Source organism: Streptomyces sp. MRC013 (genome assembly GCF_023614235.1).
Lineage (GTDB): Bacteria > Actinomycetota > Actinomycetes > Streptomycetales > Streptomycetaceae > Streptomyces.
On record NZ_CP094264.1, the window covers coordinates 642,604 to 667,752 of the forward strand.

21 protein-coding genes and 3 pseudogenes are annotated in these 25,149 nt (G+C 75.1%); 17 read left to right on the plus strand and 7 right to left on the minus strand.

The features are described 5' to 3' along the window. Positions 1-284 precede the first annotated feature (284 nt). The 4 genes and pseudogenes from LUW75_RS02945 to secD all read left to right on the plus strand — a co-directional run bounded on the left by LUW75_RS02945 (position 285) and on the right by secD (position 4,719). The gene (locus LUW75_RS02945) at positions 285-1,238 is read left to right on the plus strand and encodes a HAMP domain-containing sensor histidine kinase (RefSeq protein ID WP_250334227.1); all 954 of its coding nucleotides are present in this window, start codon (positions 285-287) and stop codon (positions 1,236-1,238) included. Then, entirely contained in the window at positions 1,235-1,900 is a 666-nt protein-coding gene (locus LUW75_RS02950) for a response regulator (protein WP_250334228.1), read from the plus strand. Before LUW75_RS02945 ends, LUW75_RS02950 begins: the two co-directional genes overlap by 4 nt. Positions 1,901-1,948: 48 nt before the next feature. Then, entirely contained in the window at positions 1,949-2,356 is a 408-nt protein-coding gene (locus LUW75_RS02955; RefSeq protein WP_250334229.1) for a hypothetical protein, read from the plus strand. Positions 2,357-2,431: 75 nt separating this feature from the next. Continuing rightward, a pseudogene (gene secD, locus LUW75_RS02960) lies at positions 2,432-4,719 on the plus strand (protein translocase subunit SecD). A gap of 176 nt (positions 4,720-4,895) precedes the next feature. Here the strand turns inward: secD and LUW75_RS02965 are convergent. After that, positions 4,896-5,057 carry a hypothetical protein gene (locus LUW75_RS02965; RefSeq protein ID WP_250334230.1) on the minus strand — a complete coding sequence of 54 codons (162 nt, stop codon included), beginning with the start codon at positions 5,055-5,057 and terminating at the stop codon, positions 4,896-4,898. Positions 5,058-5,414: 357 nt separating this feature from the next. Further along, a complete protein-coding gene (locus LUW75_RS02970) occupies positions 5,415-6,602 on the minus strand; it encodes an aminotransferase-like domain-containing protein (protein WP_250334231.1) in 1,188 nt (395 codons plus the stop codon). A 545-nt stretch (positions 6,603-7,147) separates the two neighbouring features. Here LUW75_RS02970 and LUW75_RS02975 point away from each other — a divergent pair. The 8 genes and pseudogenes from LUW75_RS02975 (at position 7,148) to LUW75_RS03010 (ending at position 14,972) form a co-directional block, all read left to right on the plus strand. Next, the gene (locus LUW75_RS02975) at positions 7,148-7,867 is read left to right on the plus strand and encodes a Phenylacetic acid catabolic protein (protein ID WP_250334232.1); all 720 of its coding nucleotides are present in this window, start codon (positions 7,148-7,150) and stop codon (positions 7,865-7,867) included. 83 nt (positions 7,868-7,950) lie between these two features. After that, positions 7,951-9,060, plus strand: a complete 1,110-nt coding sequence (locus LUW75_RS02980) for a radical SAM family protein (protein WP_250334233.1) — start codon at positions 7,951-7,953, stop codon at positions 9,058-9,060. Between the two features lie 57 nt (positions 9,061-9,117). Next, positions 9,118-9,363: an acyl carrier protein gene (locus tag LUW75_RS02985; protein WP_250334234.1), complete on the plus strand. Its 246-nt coding sequence runs from the start codon at positions 9,118-9,120 to the stop codon at positions 9,361-9,363. Further along, the gene (fabI, locus tag LUW75_RS02990) at positions 9,356-11,395 is read left to right on the plus strand and encodes an enoyl-ACP reductase FabI (protein WP_250334235.1); all 2,040 of its coding nucleotides are present in this window, start codon (positions 9,356-9,358) and stop codon (positions 11,393-11,395) included. Before LUW75_RS02985 ends, fabI begins: the two co-directional genes overlap by 8 nt. Next, complete coding sequence (locus LUW75_RS02995; RefSeq protein WP_250334236.1) at positions 11,392-12,333, plus strand: beta-ketoacyl-ACP synthase 3; 942 nt, start codon at positions 11,392-11,394, stop codon at positions 12,331-12,333. Before fabI ends, LUW75_RS02995 begins: the two co-directional genes overlap by 4 nt. Before the next feature lie 122 nt (positions 12,334-12,455). Next, positions 12,456-12,710 (plus strand): annotated as a pseudogene (locus LUW75_RS03000) (alpha/beta fold hydrolase); the annotation flags it as partial. Positions 12,711-12,840: 130 nt separating this feature from the next. Further along, a complete protein-coding gene (locus LUW75_RS03005; RefSeq protein ID WP_250337789.1) occupies positions 12,841-13,224 on the plus strand; it encodes a hypothetical protein in 384 nt (127 codons plus the stop codon). Positions 13,225-13,418: 194 nt separating this feature from the next. After that, positions 13,419-14,972, plus strand: a complete 1,554-nt coding sequence (locus tag LUW75_RS03010; protein ID WP_250337525.1) for a long-chain-fatty-acid--CoA ligase — start codon at positions 13,419-13,421, stop codon at positions 14,970-14,972. A 115-nt stretch (positions 14,973-15,087) separates the two neighbouring features. Here LUW75_RS03010 and LUW75_RS03015 read toward each other — a convergent pair whose 3' ends face one another. The 4 genes from LUW75_RS03015 to LUW75_RS03030 form a co-directional block, all read right to left on the minus strand. Next, a complete protein-coding gene (locus LUW75_RS03015) occupies positions 15,088-15,654 on the minus strand; it encodes a DUF2165 domain-containing protein (protein ID WP_250334237.1) in 567 nt (188 codons plus the stop codon). 4 nt (positions 15,655-15,658) lie between these two features. Beyond that, entirely contained in the window at positions 15,659-17,728 is a 2,070-nt protein-coding gene (locus tag LUW75_RS03020; protein WP_250334238.1) for a galactose-binding domain-containing protein, read from the minus strand. Between the two features lie 134 nt (positions 17,729-17,862). Then, a complete protein-coding gene (locus LUW75_RS03025; RefSeq protein ID WP_250334239.1) occupies positions 17,863-18,261 on the minus strand; it encodes a DUF2267 domain-containing protein in 399 nt (132 codons plus the stop codon). 96 nt (positions 18,262-18,357) lie between these two features. After that, a complete protein-coding gene (locus LUW75_RS03030; RefSeq protein WP_250334240.1) occupies positions 18,358-18,552 on the minus strand; it encodes a hypothetical protein in 195 nt (64 codons plus the stop codon). A gap of 383 nt (positions 18,553-18,935) precedes the next feature. Between LUW75_RS03030 and LUW75_RS03035 the strand changes: the two genes are divergently transcribed. Beyond that, on the plus strand, positions 18,936-19,370 hold the full coding sequence (locus LUW75_RS03035; protein ID WP_250334241.1) for an ATP-binding protein: 435 nt from the start codon (positions 18,936-18,938) through the stop codon (positions 19,368-19,370). A gap of 87 nt (positions 19,371-19,457) precedes the next feature. Continuing rightward, positions 19,458-19,643 (plus strand): hypothetical protein, encoded by a 186-nt coding sequence (locus LUW75_RS03040; RefSeq protein ID WP_250334242.1) that lies wholly within the window; start codon positions 19,458-19,460, stop codon positions 19,641-19,643. Positions 19,644-19,700: 57 nt separating this feature from the next. Here LUW75_RS03040 and LUW75_RS03045 read toward each other — a convergent pair whose 3' ends face one another. Beyond that, entirely contained in the window at positions 19,701-20,447 is a 747-nt protein-coding gene (locus LUW75_RS03045; protein WP_250334243.1) for a sigma factor-like helix-turn-helix DNA-binding protein, read from the minus strand. Positions 20,448-20,781: 334 nt separating this feature from the next. Here LUW75_RS03045 and bla point away from each other — a divergent pair. The 3 genes and pseudogenes from bla (at position 20,782) to LUW75_RS03060 (ending at position 25,019) form a co-directional block, all read left to right on the plus strand. Then, positions 20,782-21,700, plus strand: a pseudogene (gene bla / locus LUW75_RS03050) (class A beta-lactamase). Between the two features lie 167 nt (positions 21,701-21,867). Further along, on the plus strand, positions 21,868-22,641 hold the full coding sequence (locus LUW75_RS03055) for an HAD family hydrolase (RefSeq protein WP_250334245.1): 774 nt from the start codon (positions 21,868-21,870) through the stop codon (positions 22,639-22,641). Continuing rightward, complete coding sequence (locus tag LUW75_RS03060) at positions 22,638-25,019, plus strand: glycoside hydrolase family 65 protein (RefSeq protein WP_250334246.1); 2,382 nt, start codon at positions 22,638-22,640, stop codon at positions 25,017-25,019. Before LUW75_RS03055 ends, LUW75_RS03060 begins: the two co-directional genes overlap by 4 nt. Positions 25,020-25,149 lie beyond the last annotated feature (130 nt).

Here is a 25,149-nt window from a genome sequence, read left to right on the forward strand (position 1 = left end):
CGGTCCACCGGGCCGCCGGGCGGCCGGCTCTCCACCCTGACCGGCCGGCCCGCCGGGGGCCATGGGGCGCGGCACTCATTTCCGGTGGCGTGCGGGGTGCAGGAACGCACGGACGGCGCGGGCGCGGGGCGGGCCGGATGGGCGCGGGACCCCATCGACGGCGGGGGGTGCGCCCGGCAGGCTGGGCGGGCGCCCGGCCGCCGGTGCCGCCCGGTGGGCCGCGCGCCCCGGCCGCCGGGGATAGTGGGGTGGTGGCGGGGGTCTACAGGAAGGTTTCGTGCACCGTGTCGTTGTTCTGGCGGATCTTCGGGCTCAACGCCCTCGTCCTGGGTGCGGCCACGGCGTTGCTGCTGTGGGCGCCGGTGACCGTTTCCGTACCGGTCCTGCTGACGGAGGCGGTGATCCTGGTGGCCGGGCTGGGCGTGATGCTCGTCGCCAACGCGGCGCTGCTGCGGGTCGGCCTGGCCCCGCTGGAGCGGCTGACGCGCGAGATGACGACCGTGGACCTGCTGCGGCCCGGCCAGCGGCTGCCCGTGCCGGGGAACGGCGGGGTGGCGGAGCTGATCCGCACGTTCAACGACATGCTGGACCGGCTGGAGGCGGAGCGCGCCACCAGCAGCGCCCGCGCCCTGTCCGCCCAGGAGGCGGAGCGGCGGCGGGTCGCGCAGGAGCTGCACGACGAGGTCGGCCAGAGCATGACGGCGGTCCTGCTCGGGTTGAAGCGGGTCGCGGACCGGGCCCCGGAGCCGCTGCGGGCCGAGCTGCACCACGCGCAGGAGATCACCCGGTCGAGCCTGGACGAGGTGCGGCGGCTCGCCCGCCGGCTGCGCCCCGGGGTCCTGGAGGACCTCGGGCTGGTCAGCGCGCTGACGTCGCTGGCCGACGACTTCGCCACCCACACGGGGCTGGTCGTGCGGCGCCGCCTCGCCCCGGACCTGCCGCCGCTGGACCGCCAGACGGAGCTGGTGCTGTACCGGGTCGCGCAGGAGGGGCTCACCAACGCCGCCCGGCACGCCGAGGCGACCAGGGTCGACCTGGTGCTGCGCCGCACGCCGGGCGGGGTGGTGCTCTCCGTGGAGGACGACGGCCGGGGCGTCGGCGTGGCCCGCGAGGGCGCGGGCGTCCGGGGCATGCGGGAGCGGGCCCTGCTCGCCGGCGCCACGCTCGACCTCTCCCCCGGCCGCGACGGCGGCACCCGGGTGTCCCTGTCCGTCCCGGCCGCCGGGAGGCGCGCGTGAACCCGTCCGACACCTCCCCCGTCCGGATCCTGCTCGCCGACGACCACGCGCTGGTCCGCCGGGGCGTCCGGCTGATCCTGGACGGCGAACCGGACCTGCGGGTCGTCGCCGAGGCCGGGGACGGCGCCGAGGCGATCGCCATGGCCCGCGAGCACCCCGCCGACCTGGCCGTCCTGGACGTGGCGATGCCCCGGATGACGGGGCTCCAGGCGGCGCGGGAGCTGTCCGCGCACCACCCGTCGCTGCGGATCCTGATGCTGAGCATGTACGACAACGAGCAGTACTTCTTCCAGTCCCTGAAGGCCGGCGCCTGCGGATACGTGCTCAAGTCCGTCGCCGACCGGGACCTGGTCGCGGCCTGCCGGGCGGCGATGCGCGGCGAGCCGTTCCTCTACCCGGGGGCCGTGACGGCCCTGGTCCGCGACTACCTGGACCGGGCCCGGCACGGCGGGGAGCCGCCGGACCGGGTGCTGACCGCGCGCGAGGAGGAGGTCCTCAAGCTGGTGGCGGAGGGCCACTCCTCGAAGGACATCGCGGACATCCTGGTGATCAGTGTCAAGACGGTGCAGCGGCACCGGGCGAACCTGCTGCAGAAGCTGGGCCTTCGGGACCGCCTCCAGCTGACCCGTTACGCCATCAGGGCGGGTCTGATCGAGCCGTGAACGACCGTACGGCGTGATAGGAACGGGACGCGGGGGGAGGAGGAGGGCATGCCGCGGTACGACGCGCCACACGTGACGGGAGCGCACCGCGCCGCGGGCGCGTTCGGCGCGGCCGCGGCGGCGGTGGCCGCCGTCCTCCTCGCCGTGCTCGGCGTCCTCGCGCCGGCCGCCCACGCGGTCCACGCGGCCGCGCCGTCCCCGGCCGGGGCGCAGCGGCCGGCCGTCTCCGACGACCCGTGCGCGGCGGCCTGCTCGGCGGCGCCGCTCCCGTACGCGGACGCCTCCGGCGTCCGGTCGGTGCCGCCCCCCGTCGGCGCGGCCCCGCCGCCGGGGCCGCTCGTGCTCGACCCGCCCGCGGCCGGCCCGGCCGCCCCCGTGCCGTGCCGGGACGCCGCTCCCGCCCACCGGCCCGCGCGCCCCACGGGGCGTGCCCCGCCCCGGTCTCCAGCCGGCTGACCCTTTCCCCTTCCCTCCCGCGCGCCGTCGTGCGCGGCCGCGGTCCCGCCTGCTGGAGGCCCCTTGACCCGCGCCATGCGGGTGCGAGCGCTGCTCGCCCTCGCCGTCGTCGCCCTGTCCGTCTACATCGCCCTGACCGTCCCGGCCCGCCTGGGCCTCGATCTGCGCGGCGGCACGCAGATCGTGCTGGAGACCCGCGACTCCCCCACCGCCGCCGCCGACGCGAACGCCACCGACCGCACCGTGGAGGTGCTGCGCCGCCGTATCGACGCGCTCGGCGTCGCCGAACCCGTCCTGACCCGGTCCGGCGACCGCCGGATCATCGTCGAGCTGCCCGGCGTGCAGGACCCGCGCGAGGCCGCCGACGTACTGGGCCGCACGGCCCAGCTCACCTTCCACCCCGTCGTCGGAACGGCCGACGCGCCCCCGGACGGGCCCGGGCGGCCCCGGCCGGAGCGGCCCGGGGAGCTGGTCCTGGCCGACGAGTCCGGCGGCCGGCTGCGGTTGGGGCCGCCGGCGCTGACCGGGGCCGACGTGGCCGAGGCGAAGGCCGTGATCGACACGGAGCGGGGCATGGGCTGGTATGTGGACGTCGAGTTCGAGGACGGGGGCGGTGACCGGTGGGCGCGGCTGACGGGCAAGGCGGCGTGCGCCGCGCCCGGCGACCCGGCCCGGCGCGTCGCGATCGTGCTGGACCGGGAGGTCATCTCGTCACCGCAGGTGGAGGAGACCGTCGGCTGCGGCACCGGCATCGTCGGCGGCTCGACCCGCATCACGGGCGGTTTCTCCGCCGACGAGGCGCGCGAGCTGGCGCTGCTGGTCAACGGAGGTGCGCTGCCCGTCCCGGTGGAGACGGTCGAGCAGCGCACGGTCGGCCCGACGCTGGGCGCGGAGGCGATCCGCGGCAGTGCGCAGGCCGCCGCGGTCGGCACGGCCCTCACCGGTCTGTTCATCATCGCCGTCTACCGGCTCCTGGGCGGCCTGGCCGTGGTGGCGCTGGCCTGCTACGGCGTGATCTCGTACGCCGCGCTGGCCGCGCTCGGCGCGACGCTGACCCTGCCGGGCCTGGCCGGGTTCGTGCTGGCGATCGGCATGGCCGTCGACGCGAACGTCCTGGTCTTCGAACGGGCCCGGGAGGAGTACGCGCGGCGCGGGGCCGCCCGCCGCAGCCTGCGCTCGGCGCTGGCGACCGGCTTCCGGCAGGCCTTCAGCGCCATCGCGGACTCCAACATCACCACGCTCATCGCGGCGGTCCTGCTGTTCCTGCTGGCGTCCGGTCCGGTCCGGGGCTTCGGGGTGACGCTCGGCATCGGTGTGCTGGCGTCGATGGTGAGCGCGCTGGTCGTGACGCGCGCCCTGGCGGACTTCGCGGTGGCCCGTGCGGCGGTGCGGCGGCGCCCGCGGCTGTCGGGCATCGGCGACACGGGGGCGGTGCGGGAGCGGCTGCTGCGCCGCGACCCGGACCTGATGGGCCGCCGCCGCCGCTGGCTCGCCGTGTCGGCGGCCGCCCTGCTGCTGTCGGTCGCCGGGATCTTCGTGCGGGGGCTGGACCTCGGGGTGGAGTTCACCGGCGGGCGCCTCGTGGAGTACTCCACCTCGTCGCCGGTGGACGTCGACCGGGCGCGGGACGCGCTGGCCGACGCCGGGTTCCCGCGGGCCGTGGTGCAGACGTCCGGCGAGGGCGGGCTGACGGTGCGCACGGACGGGATGTCGAACGAGGAGGCGGCGCGGATCGGCGAGACCGTCGGCGAACTGGCCGGGGGAAGGCGGAGAAGGTCCGCGACGAGCTGATCGGGCCGAGCCTCGGCGCGGAGCTGCGCCGGGGCGCCCTGATCGCCCTCGCGGTGGCCGTGGGCGCGCAGCTGCTGTACCTGGCGGTCCGGTTCCGCTGGCAGCTGGGGACGGCGGCGGTGGTGGCGATGGTCCACGACGCGGTGATCCTCGTCGGGGTGTTCGCCTGGCTGGGCAAGCCGGTCGACGGGGTGTTCCTGGCGGCGCTGCTGACGGTCATCGGCTACTCGGTGAACGACTCCGTCGTCGTGTTCGACCGGATCCGCGAGCTGCGGGCGGCCCACCGGGGGACGTCCTTCGCACGGGTGACCAACACGGCGCTGCTCCAGACCGTGCCGCGCACGCTGAACACGGGCATGGGCGCGGTGTTCATCCTGGCCGCGCTGGTGGTGCTGGGCACCGGGTCGCTGACGGACTTCGCGCTGGCCCTGCTGATCGGCATCGTCGTGGGCACGTATTCGTCGATGCTGACCGCCGCCCCGCTGGCCGTGGAACTGCAGGCGCTCGGCGGACCCCGGGCGCGGGGCGGCGGGGGGAGGCCGGTCCGGGAGAAGGAGCCGAACCGCGTCTGAGGCGCGGGGCGGCCCGGCCCCGGGGCGGGCCGCCCCGCGCGGAAGCCCGGTGGTCCCGTGTCCGCCGCCGCTCCGAGAGGCGGTGCCGTCGCCGTCTCCTGACCGGTGGTCGGGGGCGGCGGCCCCACCGGACGGGGAACGGCCCCCGTGGCCTCCCCCGTCGTTCCCGCCGGCGTCTACCCGGCGATCCCTCCGACCGCGTCGATCCCGCTCCGCGGGCCGGGCCCGGGGACCGCCGGGGGCACGGAGTAGGTGACCGTCGCGGTGGCTGCCAGGGTGCCGGCGCCGTCGCGGAGTTCCGCGAGGACGACGCAGAGGCTCCTGCCGAACTTGGCCATCCTCGCGTGCGTGCGGAGCAGGCCGGGGCGGGGGGCGGTTGAGGTAGCTGATCTGGAGGGAGCTGGTCAGGGCCGTGAGGGTGGGGCTCCCCAGACGGGCGTTGACGAGGAGGAAGGCGGCCAGGTCGACGAGGGCGGCCTGTTCGGGGCCGGAGACCGTGCCGCCGGGGCGGAGGCGGAGGCGGGTGCCGTCGGCCTCCATGGTGAGGTGGGTCGAAGTGGCCTCGGTGACGTGGCAGGCGGTGTAGTCCTCGAAGTCCCGCGCGACCATCTCGTTGAGCGCGGTCGCGGTCATCGGGGCGTCGTCGGCCGGGGCGGTCGACTCGGTGGGCACGGGGATCCCTTCCGGAGCGCGGGTTACGCGAAGGTCTTGGCCAGACGGCGCAGGCCCTCGGTGATCTCCTCGGGAGGGTGGGCGGTGAAGGACAGGCGCAGGGTGGCCGGGTCCGGGGTGCCGGCGAAGAACGGGGCGCCGGGGACGTAGGCCACCTCGTGACCGACGGCGACGTGGAGGAGCCGGGTGGCGTCGTGGCCCTCGGGCAGGGCGACCCAGACGAACATGCCGCCCGCCGGGTGGTTCCAGCGGCTGCCGGGGGGCAGGGCGGTGGGCAGGCCGTCGAGGAGGGCGTCGCGGCGTTCCCGGTAGGCGTCGCAGATGGTCCCGATGTGGGCGTCCAGGTCGCTGTCGCGCAGGTAGCGTGCGGCCACGGCCTGGTCGACGGTGGAGGTGTGGAGGTCGGCGGCCTGCTTGGCGAGGACGCAGGACCGGCGGATGGCCGCGGGGGCGCGGAGGTATCCGAGGCGCAGGCCCGGGGCCATGATCTTGGAGAAGGAACCGAGCAGGATGGTGCGGTCGGACGCGGCGGGGGACGCGGCGATCCAGGGCACCTGCTCCCCGTCGTAGCGGAGTTCGCCGTAGGGGTCGTCTTCGACGATCCAGAAGCCGTGCCGGGCGGCGGCCTCGGCGACGGCGGTGCGCCGCGCGGCCGGGAGCGTGCGGCCGGTGGGGTTCTGGAAGGTGGGGACCAGGTAGAGCAGCTTGGCCGGTTCGCGCGCGACGATCTCGTCCAGGGCCTCGGGGATGACGCCGTCGTCGTCGGTGGGGACGGGGACGACGCGGGCGCCGGCGAAACCGAAGGTCTGGAGGGCGGCCAGGTAGCAGGGGTCCTCGACGAGCACGACGTCGCCGGGCTCCAGGGCGGTCGTGGTGATGAGGGTGAGGGCCTGTTGCGATCCCGTCGTGATCACCAGGTCGTCGGGGTCGGTGGGCAGTGCCCGTGCCGTGAGGCGCCGTGCGACGGCCTCGCGCAGGTCGGCGTCGCCCTCGGTGGTGGAGTACTGGAGGACCCGGCCGGGGGCGTCGGCCAGTACGCGGTCCAAGGCGGCCCTGAGGCCGTCGACGTCGAACAGCTCCGGAGCCGGAAGTCCCCCTGCGAAGGAGATCACTTCAGGGCGTGCGGTAAGCGACAGGATGTCCCGCACCGGCGAGGAGGCGACATTGGCCAGGCGGGAAGCGACGGCGGGCGGGGGAACAGGATGCCTCATGCGGCAAGCATATAGAGGCCCAGGTGACTGTCCAGGCCGTGGACGGGCCGGGAGCCGTCGTACGGGGTGGCCCGGCCCGCCCGCTCCGGTTTCTTCTTCGGCCTGATATTCGAGTCCGCGGTTCCGCGCAGAGGATTGCGCGCGGGAGCGCCTGACTTGTTTTCGGCGAGGGGGTCCGAGCACGCGCGCCGACCGGAGGCGGTGGAAATCCGCCGCAGGTGGGGGGGCAGTGGACGGAGCGGGTTCCACGGGGGGACGGGGTCGTCGTCCGCTGCGAGGGGAGGAGGGAACGGGGGTGCGATCCCGACATCCTTCAGCAACATATCGGCCACTGCGGCCGAGAGGGTTCCATTGATTGGCCGTCCCGGTGTGTCTATCGTCAGCCCGACCCACCGAGAAAAGGCGTTGATCGGCGCCACGGAAGCCGAAGTCGGAATTTAAGGTTCCGTTCGAGCCGCACGAAATCCCCGTCCATGTTTTCTCCGCCGAGTCCGGTGATCAGGTGCACCCGGACTCGGCGGGACGAGTGAGGGGCAGAAACGCGCATGTCATCCACCATTCCGAATGACGAGGTCGTCGTGGTGCGGACTCCTGCGGAATTCCTCGCGATGCCCGAGGACTACCAGGAGATCGCGATCCGGGGAATGATCGTCAATACCGAGGGCGAGCTCTCGGGCGGCGACGACTACGTACAGGTCTTCCTGCCGCTGGCGCCGAACGCCGAGGAGCGGCAGGTCTGCGCGGAACGGGCAGTCGAGGAGTACGACCACTACAAGATCGGCAAGCGTGTCCTCGCCGACATCGGCGTCGACACGACCTACATGGAGAAGCAGACGCTCGCCGAGCGGAAACTCTTCGCAGGCCATGAGTTCCACGCGTGCACCACCTGGGCCGAGCGCGGCGTCTTCTCCTACATCGGCGAGGAGACGGCGATGGTGATGATCTCCGAGTTCGCCCGGAGCAGTTACAAGCCGTGGGCCGAGGCCGTCCGCACCATCGTCCTCGACGAGAAGGTCCACATCGCGCACGGGGCGCGGGTCTGCCGCAGCCTGGCGGCGACGGACGAGGGCCGTGAGGAGCTGCAGCAGGCGCTGGACCGGCTGTGGCCCGGTTTCGAGCGCATCTTCGGCAGCTCGCGGTCCGAGCGCTCCCGCATGGCCGTCCGCTACGGACTGCGGCAGACGACGAACGGGCAGGCGCGGGACGTCTGGCGGGAGAAGGTGACGCCGCGCATCAGGAACCTGGGGCTGAAGGTTCCCGAGTAGGGCGGGACGCACCGGAGTGCCGCGTGCCGGAAGCGGCCACAACAGCGCGTTCCGACGATTCCGAGGACGAGGAGCACACCCCCATGGCAACGTCCGTCACGATCGGCAAACGCCCCCTCACCCGCAGGGAGGCCAAGGAGCGCACGGCCGCCCTGCTGGCGCAGCGGCCGGATCTGGCCGACCGGCTGCACCGCCTGCGCCGGCTCGGACGCACCGTCCGCTCGTGCGAGGTCCACCTGACCAACACGTGCAACATCCGCTGCAAGGGCTGCTGGTACTTCGAAGGCGGCTTCGACACGGCGGTCAGGGAGCTGTCCGACGTCGGCAAGATCAAGGCCTTCGCCCGGAGGCTGCGGGACGACGGCGTCAACCAGGCGACGCTGATCGGCGGTGAACCCACGCTGGTCCTGCGCCGGGTGGAGGCGTTCGTCGAGGAGCTCCCCTACATCACCGTCTCCACCAACGGGCTGCGGCCGATGCCCGTACAGGGCTTCGAGCACATCGCGATCGCCGTCAGCGTCTTCGGCGGCGGGCCGCTCGACGACGACCTGCGCGCCATCCGCGTCAACGGGTCGAAGTTCACCGGTCTGTTCGACACGGCGCTGTCCCACTACCGCGACGACCCCCGGGTGCTGTTCATCTTCGCTCTCTCCGAGGCCGGCCTGCCCCACCTGGAACCGACGGTCCGGAAGATCGAGGACAACGGCAACATCGTCACGTTCAACTTCTACAGTGAGCACGGCTCCGACCACCCGATCCGGATCGAGAACGAGCGCCGGGTGCTGGAGGAGGCGCTGCGGGTCAAGGAGTTGTACCCGCGGACGGTGGTGAGCCACCCCTACTTCATCCGCACCCTCGTCACCGGCACCTCCCACTGGGGCGCCCGTTTCGGCTACGACGTCTGTCCGAGTCTGAGCGTGGACCACCCGGCCCACGAGGAGCGCGTCGCCAACGGCAATCCGGTGATCCCCGGCTTCGCGGCCTGGGGAGCCGACTACGAGTCGCTGCAGTTCTGCTGCACCTCCGGGGACTGCGGCGGCTGCCGGGACAGCCAGGCCGTCTACAGCTGGCTGGTGGTCAGCGCCAACCGGTTCCTGGACGGCGCGGAGCGGCTGGAGGAGTGGCTGGAGATCACGGAGAGCTACTGGCGGCAGTGGCACTGGTCGCCGTTGCACGCCACCAAGGCGGCGTAGCCCGCGAGGCCACGGCCCCCGGTCCCCCGCGTCCCGTACGAGAAGGGCACACCATCCATGCTTGACCACGCCGCGATCGAGAAGTTCGTCAACGACGCCCTGGTGGAACTCGGCGTCGACGAGGCGGACGTCTCCCCGGACGCCGCGCTCGACGACCTGGAGATCGACTCGCTCGACACGGTCGAACTGGCGCAGGCGATCAGGAAGGACCTGAAGATCCCGGTGAAGATGAAGGACTTCGACGGCCTCGACACCGTCGGCCAGATCCTCAGGCTCTGCTACGAGAAGGCCGGACTTGAGTGACGCGGCGGGGGCGGTGGTGACGGGCTTCGGCGCGGTCACCCCGCTCGGTGTCGGCGCCGACGCGCTGCACGAGCGGGCCGTCGCCGGGGAGAGCGCACTGCACGGCGGGCTCGGCTCCTGCGACGGCTTCCGCCCCTGCGACCACCTCTCCCGTCACCTCGTGCGCCGCACCGACCGTTTCACGCAGTTCACGCTGGTGGCGGCGGACGAAGCGCTGGCGCGGGCCGGCTGGACCCCCGGCGGGCTCCCGTACGACGCCGCGCGCGTCGCCTGCGTCATCGGCTGCGGGCTCGGCGGTACGGCCAGTTTCGAGGCGCAGGGCGCGGTCCTCGCGGAGCAGGGCGCCGAGTACGTTTCGGCCCTGACGGTGCCGCGGATGATGGCCAACGCCGCCGCATCGCACCTGTCGATGCGGTACGGGCTCACAGGCGAGTCGCTGTGTGTGGCCTCCGCCTGCAGCAGTGGTGCGCAGGCCGTCGGTGCGGGACTGCGGCTGCTGGCCGCGGGCGCGGCGGACGCCGTCGTGGTGGGCGGCGCGGAGGCGTCGACGTCGGAGCTCGTCGGAGCCGCCTTCCGCAACACCGGGGCGCTCTCCCCCACCGGTCGGTGCCTGCCGTTCGACACGGACCGGGACGGCTTCGTCATCGGGGAGGGCGCGGGCGTCCTCGTACTGGAGACGGCCGGCGGCGCCGCCCGGCGCGGGGCCGAGGCGCTCGGCGCCGTGCGCGGCTACGGCGCCACCTCCGACGCCCACCACCTCACCGCCCCCGATCCCGGCGGCGGCCCGGCCGCCGAGGCCGTCGTCCAGGCTCTGCGCCGGGCCGGAACGGCACCCGGGGAGCTGGACTACCTCAACGCCCACGGCACCGGCACCCCGCTCAACGACCGGCTGGAGTGCGACGCCCTGCGCCTGGCCCTCGGCGGCGACGTACTGGCCCGCGTCCCGATGTCGTCCAGCAAGGGCGCCCTCGGGCACCTCTTCGGTGCGGCCGGAGCGGTGGAGGCCATCGCCACGCTGCAGGCGCTGCGCCACGGCGTCGCGCCCCCGACCGCCGGCCTGCGGCAGCCGGACGAGCGCCTCGGCGAGCTGGACCTGGTCCGGACGGCGCGCGAACTGCCCCGCGGGCGGCCGCGGGTGGGTCTGTCGACGTCGTTCGGTTTCGGGGGCCACAACGCGGCGCTCGTGCTCTCCACCCCCCGACCGACGAAAGGCCGTAGTGCGATGCTCGGTTTCGAAGGACGCCGCTACCTCGTGACCGGGGTCCTCAACGACGACTCCATCGCCTGGCACACCGCCAAGGCCCTCCAGGAGGCGGGCTCGGAGGTGCTGCTGACCGGGTTCGGCCGGACGCGGCGGATCACCGAGGCCGCGGCGGCCGGGTTGCCCCGCCCCGCCGACGTCCTCGAACTCGACGCCACCCGGCCGGACGACCTCACCCGGCTGGCCGAAGTCCTGGAGGACAGGTGGGGCGCGGTCGACGGCGTCCTGCACGCGATCGCCGCCGCCCCGCAGTCCGCGCTGAGCGGCAACTTCCTCACCACTCCCGTCGAGGACGCCGCCCACGCCCTGCACACGGCGGCCGTGTCCCTGCACGGGCTCACCACCGCCCTGGCCCCGCTGCTGGCGAAGAACCGGGGCAGCGTCGTCGGGCTGGACTTCGACTCCTCCGGCGCCTGGCCCGGCTACGACTGGATGGGCGTCGGCAAGGCCGCGCTCGGCGCCGTCTGCCGCTACCTCGCCCTCTACCTCGGCGGCAGCGGCATCCGCGTGAACCTCGTCGCCGCCGGGCCCGTGGAGACGGTCGCGGGGTCCGCCGTCAGCACCTTCGGCACCATCGCCGACCGCTGGGAGCGGGAGGCGCCGCTCGGCTGGGACCGCGCCGACGTGCGGCGCCTGACCGGGCCCGTCCTCTTCCTGCTCTCCGATCTCGCCGCCACCGTCACCGGTGAGATCGTGCACGCCGACGGTGGTATGCACGCCGTCCGCATGGGTGCGGGCGACCGGACCCGCCGGAAGGGGGACGCACGATGACGGCGGCGATCACCGGCATCGGGGCCGCGCTGCCCGAACGCACCGTGCCGAACAGCCACTTCGAGGCGATCGGTTCGTCCGACGAGTGGATCGTCAAGCGGACGGGCATCAGGGAGCGCCGCTTCCTGGCCGAGGACGGCCGGCTCGCCGACCTCGCCGTGACCGCCGCCCGGACGGCGCTGCGGCAGGCCGGACGGGACGCCGCCGACCTGCACCACGTCGTCGTCGCGACGACCACCCCGGACCGGACGACGCCCGGACTGGCGGTGGAGGTGGCCGCACGGCTGGGCACTCCGCAGGCCGCCGCCTTCGACCTGCACGCGGCGTGCGCCGGATTCGTGTACGCCCTGGACCACGGGACGGCGCTCATCGAGTCCGGGCGGGCGGAGGCCGTCCTCGTCTGCGGGGCGGAGGCGCTGACCCGCATCACCGACACCGCGGACCGGTCGACGGCCGTCCTGCTCGGGGACGGCGCTGGCGCCGTCGTCCTCACCGACCTCCCGGACGCCCCCGTCGCACCCGCCTTCCACCTGGCCTCGGACGGCGAACACGTCGGGCTGCTCTTCGCCGACCGCCACGACCGCAAGCTCCGCATGGACGGCCCGGAGATCTTCGTCCACGCCGTGGAGAAGATGAGCGACGCGGTCCGGCGGGTGCTGGAGCGGCGCGAGCTCGCCTGCGACGGCGTCGACCTCTTCGTCGCCCACCAGGCCAACGCCCGCATCGTGAGGGCCGTCGGCAAGGAGATCGGGGTGCCGCCCGAGCGTCTGTTCCTCAACGTCGACCGGGTGGCCAACACCTCGTCGGCGTCCATCCCCATCGCCCTGGCCCACGCCCGGGAGGAGGGCCGGATCGGGCCGTCCGGGGTGCTGGGCGTGGCCGCCTTCGGCGCGGGCATCACCTGGGGCGCCGGCGTGCTCGGCTGGCGGCTGGGATGAGCACCGGGCGGCCCCGCCTGCCGCTGCTGGGCGAGATCACGGCGCCCGACGGCGCGCGGCTCACCGTGCGGGTGCAGGCGCGGGACGACACCGGCGCCCCCGTCGTCGTCCTGCTGCCCGCCATGGGGACGCCCGCGCGCACCTACCTCCCGCTCGTGCGGGCGCTGCACCGGCGGGGCATGACGGTCGTGACGACGGACCTGCGCGGGCAGGGCGAGAGCGTGCCCGTGCCGGCGCGCGGTGTCCGGTTCGGCTACCGCGAGATCGTCGAACACGACATCGGGGCCGTGCTCGACCTCGTCGGCGCCGCCTATCCCACGGCTCCGCGGCTGCTCCTCGGGCACAGCCTGGGCGGGCAGCTGGGGCTGGTGCACTGCGGGCTGTTCCAGCCGCCGCACCTCGACGGCGTCGTGCTCGTCGCCAGCGGTTCCGCCTGGTACCGGGCGCTGGGGCGGGGCGGGGCGGGCTGGCTGGTGCGCAGCCAGCTCGGCGCCGCGGGGGGCCGGGGTGCTCGGGTACTGGCCCGGGGACCGGTTCGGGTTCGGCGGGCGGGAGACGGCGCGGCTCATGCGGGACTGGGCACGCCAGGTGCGCACCGGCCGCTACACCGTGCCCGGGGCGCGGGCGGACTACGAGCGGGCCCTGCGGGCGGTGGCGCTGCCCGTCCTCGCCGTCGACGTCGAGAACGACACCATGGCGCCGCCGGCGGCCGTGGACCACCTGTGCGCCAAGCTGCCCGCCGCCCGCGTCGAACGTCTCCACTACGCGTGCGCCGACGCGGACGGCCGTCCGCTGGACCACTTCCGCTGGATACGGCACCACGGCCGGCTCGTCGAGCGCGTCGGGGCCTGGGCGGCGCGGGTCGCCGCCGCCTCCGGCCGGGCGGCCTGATGCCGGGTCACCGCGCGGGCGGGCGGGGACGGCGCGGGCGTCGTCGAGGACCGCTGCCGGGTGAGCGCCCCGGCCTTCCCGCGCCCCGCGTGTGCCGCACCGCCCCCGGCCGGCGGCGGCCTGCCGGCGACCGCGATCGAACCCGAGCCGCCGAGGTCCGTCTCCCCTCGGCCCGCCGTACCGGAGGATTCCCGATGCACCCCGAGCCCCCGCACGACCCCGGCACCGTGCCCGCCCTGCTGGCCCGCAGCGCCGCCGCGCACCCCGACCGCCCGGCCCTGCGCCTGGACGCCGAGGAGCTGACCTTCGCCGAGCTGGACGACCTCAGCTCCCGCGCCGCCGCCCGGCTCCGCGCCCTGGGCACGGCGCCGGGGGACCGCGTCGCCGTCCTCCTGCCGAACAGTCCCGTCTTCGCGGTGCTGTACTACGGCATCCTGCGCGCCGGGGCGATCGTCGTGCCCCTCAACCCCCTGCTGAGGGCCGGGGAGGTCGAACACTGCCTGAACGACGCCGGAGCCGCCCTCCTCCTCGCCTGGCACCGGGGCGCGCACGAGGCGGTGGAGGGCGCCCGCCGGGCCGGCACCCCGCACCTCGTGGTCGAACCGGAGACCTTCCTCGACGGGTTGCGGACCCGTCGTCCGCCGGCCCGCGACGAACCGCGCTCGCCCACCAGCTCCGCCGTCGTCCTCTACACCTCCGGAACCACCGGCAACCCCAAGGGCGCCGAACTCACCCATCACAACCTGCGCCGCAACACCGCCGAGGGCGTGCGCGTGCTCCGCCTGGACCCCACCGACGTCGTCTTCGGCGGGCTGCCGCTCTTCCACTCCTTCGGACAGGTCATGGGGCTGAACTGCGCCGTGTCGGTGGGCGCCTGCCTGACCCTGCTGCCCCGCTTCACACCGGCGGACGCCTTCTCCGTGATCGAACGGGACCGGGTGACCGTCTTCCTGGGCGTCCCAACGATGTACACGCTGATGCTTCGGCTGGCACAGAGCCCCGGGTCCGGGCCGTACGACCTCTCCACCCTGCGCGTCGGCCTGTGCGGCGGCTCCCCGCTGCCCGTGGAGGTGCTGCACGCGTTCGAGGAGACGTTCGACTGCGCCGTGCTGGAGGGGTACGGGCTCTCGGAGTCGTCGCCGCTCGCCTGCGTGAACCGCATCGACCGCGAGCGCGTCGCGGGCACGGTCGGCGTTCCCGTGGACGGCGTCGAGATGCGCGTCGTCGACCGCGGGGGCAGGGAACTGCCCGACGGCGAGGTGGGCGAGATCGTCATCCGCGGGCACAACGTCATGCGGGGCTACTGGCGCCGTCCGCAGGCGACCGCCGAGGCCGTACGGGGCGGCTGGCTGCACACCGGTGACCTCGGCACCCGGGACGCGCGGGGGGACTTCCGGATCGTGGGCCGCATCAAGGACCTCGTCATCCGCGGCGGGTGCAACGTCTATCCGCGGGAGGTGGAGGAGGTCCTCCACGCCCATCCGGCGGTCGCCGAGGCAGCCGTCGTCGGGATACCGCACGAAGTCCACGGCCAGGAGGTCGCCGCCGCCGTGGTGCTGCGCGCCGGGACGTCCGCCACGCCGGAGGAGCTGGTCGGGTTCGTCCGCGAGCGGGTCGCGCCCTTCAAGTACCCGCGCGTCGTGTGGATCACCGACCACCTGCCGAAGGGCCCCACCGGCAAGGTCCTCAAGCGCGAGATCGTCCGGCCCGGGTCCGCGCGGCCCGCCGGGAAGGCGTCGGGGGGCTGATCGGTCCGGCGTGCGGCCGCCCGTCCCGCGGGCGGGGACGTCGGGCCGCGCGGCCCCGTCGGGACCCGAGCGGCCCGGGGCCCCGCCGGGGAACCGGCCGGGAGCGACCGGCAGGTCACCCGGCGCTCTCCGGGGCGTCGCCGTGCGCGGCCGGGTACGGCAGGTGCACCACCAGGAGCGTGAACGCGGCCAGCGCGACGTTGCGGGCGGCCGCGTCGAGGCCGTTCCAGTCGGCGGACTGCCACATCGCGAACCACTCGCCGCCGACGGCCATGAACCCGAACCCGAACAGCAGCAGGACCATGACGAGTCCGGCCGTGCTCGCCGCGCGGGCGCGGGCGCGGGAACCCCGACGCAGTGCGGCGCACCACAGGGCGGTGGCGAGGAGGAGGACGGCGGCGGTCAGGACCTCCCAGGCGATGATCACCACGTAGGCGGCGTCCTGGAGGACGGGCGACTCGACGGCCCGCCACATCAGGTCGGGGTCCCTGAACGTCGTGTCCATGGCGAGGACGTGCCGGACGAACTGCCGGTTCGTCCCGAAGTCCGTGCTGTTGCCGAAGGCGACCAGCGCCATGTGGACGGCGAGGGTGCCGGTCAGCGCCGTCGCGGCGAACGGCACCGTGCCGAGGGTCCGCCACCGTGCCCGCCGGGTGCCCGCCCGTGCCTCGCCGTCCGCCATGCCGTCAACTCCCGCCGTAGACGCCCACCTCGCGGAGCGAGTATCCCCACCGCGTGCCGCGTTCCAACCCGTGGACGCGGACGTACCGGGCCTGCTCGGGGGCGAAGCGCGCCGTGTCGAGGCCGCCGTCGCCGGCCGTGGTGGACCAGGCGGTGCGCCAGGCCGATCCGTCGGCGGAGACCTCCACGCGGTACGCCCTCGCGTACGCCTCCTCCCAGTCGAGGGTGACGCGCCCGACGGCGCGGACCGCCCCCAGGTCGATCCGGAGCCACTGGTCGTCGCTCCATTCGCTGGCCCAGCGGGTGCGGGTGTCCCCGTCGACGGCCCTGCCGGGCGCGTGGCCGGTGAGCGGGTCCCACCACTGGGTGGAGCTCGCCGTGGCGGTCGCGCCCGCCGCGAGGTTCGCGCCCAGGCCGTGGCGTTCGGAGGCGCCCCAGGTGCGCAGGTACGACTCGGCGCCCAGGAGCAGGTCGTCCACGACGTCCCCGCCCCCGGTGACCCGGATGTCCTCCACCCAGTCGGGCACGAGCCCGTAGTGGGCGGCGCCGTCCTCGTTGAGGTCCCAGGTGCGCTGCCCGGTGGTCTGCCGGTCGACGACGGAGCCCCCGTCGGCGGTGCGGAAGGGGTAGCGCACCGGGTCGGGGACGTCGGCGCCGCGCGGGGCGGGCCAGCCGCCGACCCCGTTCATGTCGGTGCCGTACCCGTACCCGATCCCGTACCGGGTGCGCAGGGCGTCGGTGCGCCTGGCCTCGGCCGTGAACTCCTCGGCGCCGTGCATGTACTGGGCGATGAAGCCGCCGAGGCGGTAGACGCGCTCGGTCCAGTCGGCGTCCATCCAGCTGTGCGAGGAGAGGACCCCCGGGTAGGACTCGGACTCCAGGACGTCCAGGGCGCGGCCGGCGGCCTTGACGCTCATGTGGTCGATCTCCAGCATCATGCCGCGCCGCATCATCCCGCGCACCGCGTACTCGCCGAGGTCGGTGAGGCCGCGGACGTTGCACCGGGCGTCCTGCGCGTAGGCGGGGACGGCGACGCCGGGCGGGAGCTTCGCCTCGGCGCCGGGGGCGGGGGCTCCGCCGATGGGGTTGTCGTGCTGCGGGCCGGTGCACCGCTCGGTCTTCCAGAAGGTGCCGGTGGACAGGAACTGGCCGACGTTGACGGCCGTGCCCAGGGCGCCGGAGTCGAAGCGGACGCCGCACAGGGCGTTGTCGAACTTGTGGCACAGGAACATGCTGCGCACGCCGAGCCCGTACAGTTCGTCGAGGCCGCGGTCGATGTCCTCGCGGTCGCACCGCGCCGCGTCGCCGACGTGCTTGCAGCCGAACGGCTCGGACGTCTCGACGCCGAGGACGACGGCGAGCCTGCCCTGCCGGACGACCTCGCGGGCCTGGGCGCTGTCGGTGACGATCCGGAACCAGCCCTTGCCGGGCCCGCCGTACATCCGGTCCACGTACGCCTGCATCTCGTACGTCTTCCGCGCCTGGAGGCGGAGGGACGTCATCTCGTCGCAGCCGCGGTCCTTGAAGAAGTACAGGGAGCAGATGACACCGTTGGTGACGAGGTGGTTGACGAGGACGCGCTGGCCGCCGCGCCAGGCGCGCTCGATCCAGGCGTAGTAGTTCTGCTGGTGGGTCAGCGAGTCGTGGGCGGGCCAGTCCGCGAAGGTCGGCCAGCCGTTCGGGTCGTGCTTGCCGTCGCCGCCCTCGGTGATGAAGTCGAACAGGGCGAGGGAGCCGTCGGGGTAGTGCTCGGGGCAGTCCTTCAGCGCGTCGGCGACGCCGTGCTCGGAGAACGCCTTGCCGCAGATCAGGCGGCCGCCGAAGGCCTCGTTGGACATGATGTGGTTGTGGGCGTCGACGAAGCCGCGCACTCTGCCCCGGGGGTCGGTGCCCCGGAAGGGCTCACCGGTGACGTTGATCTGCGAGTCGGGCACGGGCCGGGCGACGGGCTCCCACCAGCCTGGCGGCGCCTCGGCGCCGGAGGTCGCGGAGGGGCCCAGGGCCAGGGCCGCCGCGGTGACGAGGAGGGACAGCAGCGCGAGGATTCCGCGCCTGGTGGGGGAGGGTCGGGTCATGGGCGCACCGCCTGTTTGTCATGTCCCGTCGGGGGTTTGACGAGGATCGCGGCGGTGCGGCGAGCAGTCAATACTCGTGACGGCGCCCGCCGCGGGAGGGCGGCGGGCGCGGGTGCGGCGGGCGCGCGGGGCGGTCAGTCCGACAGGTCCGCCTTGCCGAAGAGGACGGCGTAGCTGCTGGGAAGCTGGCTGATGACCTGGTTCAGCTCACCGCCCGAGACGGCGTCGGCCAGGGTCGACAGGACGGCGCTCGCGTCCCACTGGGCGGTGCGGGGGCGGGCGCCGGTGCGTTCGCCGACGCGCCGGTAGAACTCCTCGATGCCGAACCGGTCGGTGGGACGGCCCTCGCCGGCGTCCGCGGTGAGCACGTCGCCCAGGTCCCCGGGCAACTGCGCCGCCAGGTCGGACGCCTCGCCGGGCGTGATGCGGTGGCCGAGCACCTCCAGTACCGCCCGGGTGATCTGCGCGGCCTCCTCCTGGTCGCGGTACTCTCCGCGCTCCCGGACCCGGGCGAGGAACTCGTCGTGCCGCATCGTCTCTCCCTCCTGCCGTACGACCCTCGGGGGTCGCCTCTGTCACCGTAGGACCGGCCGGGAGGCCCCGCACGCCGGGAGCGGCGGGCCCGCGGCTCACCGGGCCCCGGCGCCCGCGGGCTCCTCCTTCCGGCCCGGGGCCGCGCCGCGGGCGAGGGAGGCGCGGAGGCGGTCGTAGCGGTCGACGTCCGTCCACACGTCCGCCGGGTGCGGACGTGAGACGTACCAGGCCCACAGGCTCGCGCCGAGGGCGGCCGCCAGCGGGACGAGCAGCCAGAGAAGCGGCTCCATGAAGGATCCCCCCTTCGCAGTCGTCGGTCGTCCGTCGTCGCCGTGGCGGCGCGGGGTCCGAACCGCCCGCCGCGGGCGCGCGGACGGCGCCGGCCGGAAGGGGCCGGGGAGCGGTTCGCGGAGGGGGACGGCCGGGGCCGCCCGGCGATGATTTTCATATAGCATGGGGGCGAGTTGTTGACAAATCGAGGCTCAATTTTGTTGACGGGCCGCCCCGGGCCGACCGCCGTCCGCCCGGCGCCGCGCCGCGCCCGGAGCCGGTCGCACGGCCGGACCGCCCGCTCCGGGCGCGTCCCACCCGGAGCGTGACGGGCAGGAATCGCGGCGGCCGTGCGGGGCACTCGTCCGGCGGACCGCAACCGGGTGACGCACAGGAGGACGCAGTGGCCACCGGCACGCCCATGAACGACGGCGCCGACCGGCGCGACGCCGGGGACCTGGAGGCCCGCTTCGAGGGGGCACCGCAGGACGTGACCGCGGCCAGACTCCTCACCGACCGCTATCTGGACGCCCTGGAGCGCCTCGCGGCGCCCTCGGAACCGGACCGGCGCGACGACGTGCTGCTCGTCGTCACCGAACTGACGGGCAACGCCGTGCAGTACGCGCCGGGCCCGTTCTCCCTGCGGCTGCGGCGCACCTTCGACGGCGTCCACATCGTCGTGCGGGACGGCAACCCGCGCCCGCCGGTCCCCCGCCCCTGGTCGCCCGCCGACAGCACCGGGTCCGTGGGCTGGCACCTGGTGAAGGCCCTCGCCACCCAGGTGTCGGTGCTGACCGGGCCCGAGGGCAAGGACGTCCACGTCTTCCTGCCCTGGTGACTCACCCGGACGGACCGCCGGCGGCGGCGGCCCGTCCGCGGCCGTGCTGGGCTGGGGGCAAGCGTCGTCCACGTACGGGGAGCCGCCATGTACGAAATGCGCATCGGCACGGCCGCCACCGGCAGCGGCCTGGTGTGGCATGTCGTCGGCCGCGACCGGTCCTCCGCCCTCTGCGGGCAGTCGCTCCGGGAGGAGTGCGACGAGACGGACCTGCACTGCCTGCCCTGCATGTCGAGGTTCCAGGAGCTGATGCGGCAGCCCGGCGCGGCCTGAGCCCGCCGGGGCGGACGGCCTCCCCGGCGGGCAGGCGGGCGCGCCCGCCGGGGTGCCTCAGGGTCGCGGAGCCCCGTGGCCGCCGTGGTGCGGCGCCCCGTCGACGACGCGGTCCCGCGGGGCCGCCGGCCCGGGGCGGGCGGCGGCCGCGGTGAGGGCCGCCAGCAGGACGGCGCAGACGAGCAGGGCCGTCGTCCCGTACACCGTCCGCGTCAGGGCGCGCAGGCGGCGCTCGCTGCCGGTGCGGACGGACCGGGCCAGCGGGAGCGTGGCGGTCGACACCGCCGAGACCAGCCCGCTCAGCCACGCGCGCTGGGCCCCGGGGTCCGCGAGCGCGGGGGCCCGCTGCCCGAGCGCGGCGCGCGCGTGGTGCAGCCGGCTCGCCGCGGCCGGGACGGTGGCCGCGGTCTCGGCGGCGGCCGCCTCCATTCCCAGGCCGAGGCCGTCGCAGAGCAGGAGGGTGCGGCGGTACAGCGGCGGCAGTCCGAGCAGGGACCGGTGGGCGGGGTCGGCGGGCGGGGGCCCGGGGCGTCCGGCCCACCGCCGGAACCGGTGCCAGGGCGCGAGGGCGTACTCGTGGGTCCGCGCCCGCACCCAGCCGACCGGGTCGGGGTCGCGGGCGACCTCCGGCCAGTGCTCCCAGGCGCGCTGGAAGGCGTGCTCGACCGAGTCGAAGGCGTGTCTGCGGCCGCCGGTGAGCAGGTACGCCTGGTGCACCAGCGCCGGGGCGGCGCGGGCGTAGAGCGCGTCGAAGGACTCGACGGGGGTCGGGGAGGGGGCGGACGGCGGACTGCTCTGGCTCATCGGGTCGGCGACCCGCTCCGGACGGAAATGTGCATGAACGCATCTTGGCCTGCCGGGGAGGTGGTTCCCGTGGTGCGCCACGGCGTCCGGCATTCCTGGCAGAAACGTTACTTCGGGCGGCCGGAACCGAACGCCCCGCCGCTGCGGGGCAGCCGGGGGCGCGTACCCCGGCACAGCGGCTGGAACACCGGGCGCGCGCCCGACCGCCGTGGCCGCCGGCCCCGTCCGACGGGGGTCGGTTTTCGGCCGAGTGCGCGACGGGTGAAACCGGTGTGACGCATGGGACCGTCGTGACCGGTGTTCCCCTGCTGCCCGAGGTGAAGGGAGCCTCCTCATGCAACCCACCGGTGCCCGTCCGAACCGCCGCGCCGTCCTGGTCTCGGGGGGTGGGGGCCGCACTGGCCGCCGCCGTCGCGGCGGCCGGGCCCGCGCACGCGGCGCCCGGACGGGGGGAGCGCGTCGAAGGGCGGCTGCGGGCGCTCGAACGGACGCACGACGCGCGGCTCGGCGCGTTCGCGTACGACACGGGGACCGGGCGGACGGTGGCGTACCGGGCGGACGAGCGCTTCCCGATGGCGTCGCTGTTCAAGACGCTCGCCGTCGCGGCCGTGCTGCGGGATTTGGACCGGGACGGCGAGGTGCTCGCCGAGCGCGTCCACTACACGGAGCGGTACGTGAGGGAGTCCGGCTACTCCCCCGTCACCGAGCGGCCGGAGAACCTGGCGAACGGGATGACCGTCGCCGAGCTCTGCGACGCCACCCTCACCCGCAGCGACAACACCGCGGGCAACCTGCTGCTGCGCGAACTGGGCGGGCCGGCCGCGGTGACCCGGTTCTGCCGGTCCGTCGGGGACCGCGTCACCCGCCTGGACCGCTGGGAGCCGGAGCTGAACTCCGCCGAGCCGTGGCGGGTCACCGACACGACCTCGCCGCGCGCGATCGGCCGGACGTACGGACGGCTGCTCCTCGGGGACGCGCTGGCCGCGCACGACCGGGAACGGCTGACGCGGTGGATGCTCGCCAACCGGACGAGCGACGAGCGGTTCCGCAAGGGACTGCCCGCGGACTGGCCGCTGGCCGACAAGACCGGTGGCGGCGGGTACGGCGGCAACAACGACGTGGGCGTCGCCTGGCCGCCCGGCCGGCCGCCGGTGGTGCTGGCCGTCCTGACGACCCGGTTCGCCCCGGACGCCGCGGCCGACGACGCGCTGGTCGCCGAGGCGGCGGGGCTGCTCGCGCGGGCCGTGGGCTGACCCGGCGGGGCCGGGGGGGCGGGCGCGTGCCCCTCATGGCCCTGCACGGGCGCCCCCGCGGCGGGTACCGGGCCATGATGGGCGGTGGAGCCCGTTCTTCGCGCCCGCACTGGACGCCCCGGCGCCGCCGGGGCCGGGTGCGGCCGACGACGCAAGGAGACGCCGCCATGAGCCCAGGCACGGACCGCGGCCCGGTGGTCCCCGCACTGCGGTCCGCGCGGGCCGTCGTGTTCGACACCGACGGGGTGCTCGTCGACTCGGCGCGGGTCCACGCGGCGGCCTGGAAGGCGGCGTTCGACGCGTACCTGAGCGGCCTGCCGCCCGGGACGGCGGACGCCCCGGCGCGGCGGCCGTTCGACGCGGCCGGGGAGTACCGGCGGTACGTGGACGGGCGGTCCCGGCGGGACGGGGCGGCGGCGTTCCTGGCGGCGCGCGGGCTGCCCGCGGATCCGGCCGCCGTGGAGGCCGTCGCCGCCGACAAGGAGCGGCACTTCACCCGGCGGCTCAGCGAGCGCCCCGTGGACGCCTACCCGGGTTCGGTGCGGCTGCTGCGGGCGCTGCGTGCGGCGGGGGTGCCGGTGGCGGCCGCGTCGGCGTCCCGGCACGCCCGCGGGCTGCTGGAGCGGTCCGGGCTGCTCGGGCTGCTCGACGCGCTGGTGGACGGGGTGGAGGCGGCCCGGCTGGGGCTGCCCGGCAAGCCGGACCCGGCGCTGTTCCTGGAGGCGGCGCGGCGGCTCGGCGTGCCGGCCGGGCGGTGCGCGCTGGTGGAGGACGCGCTGGCGGGCGTGGAGGCGGGGCGGCGCGGCGGGTTCGGTCCGGTGGTGGGCGTCGACCGGGGGGCCTCCCCGGCCACGGCGGAGGCGCTGCGCCGCCACGGCGCCGACCTCGTCGTGGCGGATCCGGCGGAGCTGCTCGCCGTGCGGGGGGAACGGCCGTCGTGAGCGACTGGACGTGGGAGTTCGAGGGGTACGCCGCCGAGCGCGAGGCGCTGCGGGAGGCGCTGTGCACCCTGGGCAACGGCTACTTCGCGACGCGCGGCGCGCTCCCGGAGTGCGCGGCGGACGGGACGCACTACCCGGGGACGTACGCGGCCGGCTGCTACGACCGGCTGGCGTCGGAGGTGGCGGGGCGGCGCGTCGAGAACGAGGACGTGGTGAACCTGCCGAACTGGCTGCCCGTGCGCTACCGCATGGCCGGCGGCGCGGAGCCCGGTCCGTGGCTGGCCCCGGCGCACGAGTTCCTCACCGACCACTCCCTCACCCTCGACCTGCGCGGCGGCGTCCTGGAGCGGTGCAGCCGGTACGAGGACGATTCCGGGCGGCGGCTGGCCGTGCGCCAGCTGCGGCTGGTCCACATGGGCGATCCGCACGTGGCGGCGCTGCGCACGGAGTTCACCGCCGAGAACTGGGCGGGGACGCTGCAGGTGGAGGCCGCGCTGGACGGCTCGGTCGCCAACACGGGCGTGGCGCGGTACCGGCAGCTGGCGTCGCGGCACCTGGAGGACGTGGCGACCGGCGAGACGGCGGACGGCCGGGTGTGGCTGGGCTGCCGCACGGCCACCTCCGGCGTCCGGATCGGGCTGGCCTCGCGGACGACGGCGCCGGGGGACGCCGAGGTGGTGCACGGCGACGGGCGGGTGACGCAGCGGTACCTGCTGTCGCTGCCGCCGGGCGCGACGGCGGTGGTCGACAAGGTGGTGGCGCTGCACACCTCGCGCGACCCGGCGATCTCCGATCCGCTGCACGCGGCGGTGGACCGGGTGGGCCGGGCGGACGGCTTCGGCGAGCTGCTGGCGTCGCACCGCACGGCGTGGCAGCAGCTGTGGCGGCGGGCCGAGCTGGAGGTGCCGGACGGGGCGGGCCGCATCCTGCGGCTGCACCTGTTCCACGTGCTGCAGACGCTGTCGCCGCACACGGCGGACCTGGACGTGGGCGTGCCGGCGCGCGGGCTGCACGGGGAGGCGTACCGGGGGCACGTGTTCTGGGACGAGCTGTTCGTGCTGCCGTACCTGAACCTGCACTTCCCGGAGGTGTCGCGGGCGCTGCTGACCTACCGCCACCGGAGGTTGGGCCGCGCGCGGGACGCGGCGCGGGACGCGGGCCGGACGGGGGCGATGTACCCGTGGCAGAGCGGCGCCGACGGCCGGGAGGAGACGCAGCGGCTGCACCTCAACCCTCTCTCGGGGCGCTGGCTGCCGGACCACTCGCATCTCCAGCACCACGTGGGGTCGGCCGTCGCGTACAACGTGTGGCGGTACTGGGAGGCGACCGGGGACGACGAGTTCCTGCACACCAAGGGCGCGGAGATGCTGCTGGAGGTCGCCCGGTTCTGGGCGGGTTCGGCGGTGTACGACGAGGGGCTGGACCGGTACCGGATCCGCGGGGTGATGGGGCCCGACGAGTACCACGACGCGTACCCGGGGGCGCGGCGGCCGGGCCTGGACGACAACGCCTACACGAACGTGACGGCGGCCTGGGTGCTGGCGCGGGCCCTGGAGCTGATGGCGGGGCTGCCGGAGCCGCGGCGGCGGGAGTTGGAGGAGCGCATCGGGCTGCACCACGGCGAACTGGCGCTCTGGGAGGACGTGTCGCGGCGGCTGTACGTGCCCTTCCACAACGGGGTGATCAGCCAGTTCCACGGCTACGGGGAGCTGGCCGAGCTGGACTGGGACGGGCTGCGGCACGCGTACGGGGACATCCGGCGGCTGGACCGGATCCTGGAGGCGGAGGGCGACACGGTCAACCGCTACCAGGCGTCCAAGCAGGCGGACGTGCTGATGCTGGGCTACCTCTTCCCGCCGGCGGAGCTGCGGGGGCTGCTGCGGCGGCTGGGGCACGTGCTGGACGACGGGACGTGGTGGCGGACCGTCGACTACTACCTGCGGCGCACGAGCCACGGTTCGACGCTGAGCGTGCTGGTGCACGGGTGGGTGCTGGCACGGGTCCGGCGGGCGGGGGCGTGGGAGTTCTGCCAGGAGGCGCTGGAGGCGGACATCGCGGACCTGCACGGCGGGACGACCGGCGAGGGCATCCACCTGGGCGCGATGGCGGGCACGCTGGACCTGGTGCAGCGGGGGCTGACGGGACTGGACACGCGGGGCGGGGTGCTGCGGCTGGACCCGGTGCGGTTGCCGGAGCTCTCCGAGTACGCGTTCACGCTGAGGTTCCACGGGCACTGGGGGGTGCGGCTGCGGGTGACCCCGGGGAGCCTGCACGTGGCGGTGCCGGAGTCGGGGGTGGCGCCGATCGACATCGAGCTGCCCGGGGCCGCGGTGTCGATCGAGCCGGGGCGGTCAGTGCGGCTGCCGCTGCCGGAGTAGGAACGGCGCGTTCGGAGCGGGTGCGGCCCGGCGGCCGGGCGCGGGGCGGCGCGGTGCACCGCCCCGGCCTGCGGAGACGCGCGGCCCGCTCCCCCAACAGGGGGGCGCTTTCAAGACAGTTAGCGCCCCC

Bases quoted from the DNA above. Each gene is read 5' to 3' on its own strand.
- LUW75_RS03020 (WP_250334238.1), bottom strand. From the start codon at position 17,728: ATGACCCGACCCTCCCCCACCAGGCGCGGAATCCTCGCGCTGCTGTCC.
- LUW75_RS02975 (WP_250334232.1), top strand. From the start codon at position 7,148: ATGTCATCCACCATTCCGAATGACGAGGTCGTCGTGGTGCGGACTCCT.
- LUW75_RS02970 (WP_250334231.1), bottom strand. From the start codon at position 6,602: ATGAGGCATCCTGTTCCCCCGCCCGCCGTCGCTTCCCGCCTGGCCAAT.
- LUW75_RS02955 (WP_250334229.1), top strand. From the start codon at position 1,949: ATGCCGCGGTACGACGCGCCACACGTGACGGGAGCGCACCGCGCCGCG.
- LUW75_RS02995 (WP_250334236.1), top strand. From the start codon at position 11,392: ATGACGGCGGCGATCACCGGCATCGGGGCCGCGCTGCCCGAACGCACC.
- LUW75_RS03055 (WP_250334245.1), top strand. From the start codon at position 21,868: ATGAGCCCAGGCACGGACCGCGGCCCGGTGGTCCCCGCACTGCGGTCC.
- LUW75_RS03045 (WP_250334243.1), bottom strand. From the start codon at position 20,447: ATGAGCCAGAGCAGTCCGCCGTCCGCCCCCTCCCCGACCCCCGTCGAG.
- LUW75_RS03025 (WP_250334239.1), bottom strand. From the start codon at position 18,261: ATGCGGCACGACGAGTTCCTCGCCCGGGTCCGGGAGCGCGGAGAGTAC.
- LUW75_RS03030 (WP_250334240.1), bottom strand. From the start codon at position 18,552: ATGGAGCCGCTTCTCTGGCTGCTCGTCCCGCTGGCGGCCGCCCTCGGC.
- LUW75_RS02965 (WP_250334230.1), bottom strand. From the start codon at position 5,057: ATGGCCAAGTTCGGCAGGAGCCTCTGCGTCGTCCTCGCGGAACTCCGC.
- LUW75_RS03010 (WP_250337525.1), top strand. From the start codon at position 13,419: ATGCACCCCGAGCCCCCGCACGACCCCGGCACCGTGCCCGCCCTGCTG.
- LUW75_RS02980 (WP_250334233.1), top strand. From the start codon at position 7,951: ATGGCAACGTCCGTCACGATCGGCAAACGCCCCCTCACCCGCAGGGAG.
- LUW75_RS03040 (WP_250334242.1), top strand. From the start codon at position 19,458: ATGTACGAAATGCGCATCGGCACGGCCGCCACCGGCAGCGGCCTGGTG.
- LUW75_RS02985 (WP_250334234.1), top strand. From the start codon at position 9,118: ATGCTTGACCACGCCGCGATCGAGAAGTTCGTCAACGACGCCCTGGTG.
- LUW75_RS03015 (WP_250334237.1), bottom strand. From the start codon at position 15,654: ATGGCGGACGGCGAGGCACGGGCGGGCACCCGGCGGGCACGGTGGCGG.